Below are 1,383 nucleotides of genomic sequence, written 5' to 3' on the forward strand. Positions count from 1 at the left end.
GCCTCGCCGTCGCGGCGGCCGCTCCGCTGGCCGGCGCACTCGCCCGCAAGGTGTCGCCGACATGAGCGGCCCGGAAGCAGAAGGCACGAGCGGCCCGGAAGCGGGCACGAGCGGCCCGGAAGCAGAAGGCGCGCGCGGGCTCAGGTTCGGCTACGGGACCAACGGCTTCGCCAACCACCGCCTGGCCGACGCGCTCAAGGTGATCGCCGGCCTCGGCTACGAAGGCGTCGCCCTCACCCTCGACCACGACCACGTCGACCCGTACGCCGAGGACGCCGCCCGCCAGGTCGCCCGGGCCGCCGACCTCCTGCGCGATCTCAACCTCGCCGTCGTCGTCGAGACCGGCGCCCGCTACCTGCTGGACCCGTGGCACAAGCACGCCCCGACCTTCCTGCACGACGAGCGCGCGACGAGGATCGACTTCCTCAAGCGGGCCGGCGACATCGCCGCCGACCTGGGCGCGGAGGCGGTCAGCTTCTGGGCCGGGGTCAGACCGCCGGAGCTCGACGACGACACGGCGTGGAAGCGGCTCGTCGACGGCGTCGCCGAAGTGCTCGGCCACGCGACCGTGCCCGTCGGGTTCGAGCCGGAGCCCGGGATGCTGGTCAACGACATCGCCGACTGGCGGCGCCTGAACGAGGACCTGGGCGACCCGGAGCTGTTCGGAATGACGCTTGACATCGGACACTGCCGGGCGGTCGAGCCGCTGAGCGTCCCGGACTGCGTCGCCGGGGTCAGGGAACACCTCGTGAACGTCCAGATCGACGACATGCGCCGCGGCGTGCACGAGCACCTCGAGTTCGGCGCGGGCGAGATCGACTTCCCGCCGGTGCTCGACGCCCTGGCCGGCTACACCGGCCTGGTCGCCGTCGAGCTGCCCCGGCATTCCCACGCCGCGCCGGACGTCGCCCGGCGATCGATCGAGTTCCTCCGGGAGGCGGCGAGATGACGCTCGACGACCTGCGAAAGGCCGTACCCGCCAACGACTGGCTGACCGACGCCGAGGCCCGCGTGACGGCCGAGCCCGGCGCCCTCGAGATCCTCTACGCCCGGGCCGAGCGCAAGCTCGGCCGCGACGAGGTGGCCGAGGGCTGGACCGCGGGCCAGGCCGGCCGGGCGATCCTGCTCGCGAAGCGGCCGGAGCAGGCGGAGGACGTCTACCGGCACGGTGACGCCGCCGAGAAGCTCGCCGTCCTGAAGGCTCTGCCGCTGGTCGAGGAGACGGACGCGGGCGTTCCGCTGCTGCTGGACGCGCTGCGCACCAACGACACCCGGCTGGTCGCCGAGGCGCTCGGCCCCTACGCCCGGCACCTGGACGCGGCCACCTGGCGGCAGGGCGTCATCAAGTGCGTCTTCATGGGCGTCCCCCTGGCAAAGATCCAC

General features: G+C 73.2%; 2 protein-coding genes. Both read left to right on the forward strand.

Annotated elements, in window-relative coordinates; translation table 11 throughout:
* Window positions 1-61: 61 nt before the first annotated feature.
* The gene (locus tag AB0M20_RS43685; protein WP_364307402.1) at window positions 62-949 is read left to right on the forward strand and encodes a sugar phosphate isomerase/epimerase family protein; all 888 of its coding nucleotides are present in this window, start codon (window positions 62-64) and stop codon (window positions 947-949) included.
* On the forward strand, window positions 946-1,383 hold a 438-nt coding region (locus AB0M20_RS43690), incomplete at its 3' end, for an EboA domain-containing protein (protein ID WP_364307404.1). The genes AB0M20_RS43685 and AB0M20_RS43690, both read left to right, overlap by 4 nt.

Source organism: Actinoplanes sp. NPDC051633 (assembly GCF_040681735.1).
GTDB lineage: Bacteria > Actinomycetota > Actinomycetes > Mycobacteriales > Micromonosporaceae > Actinoplanes.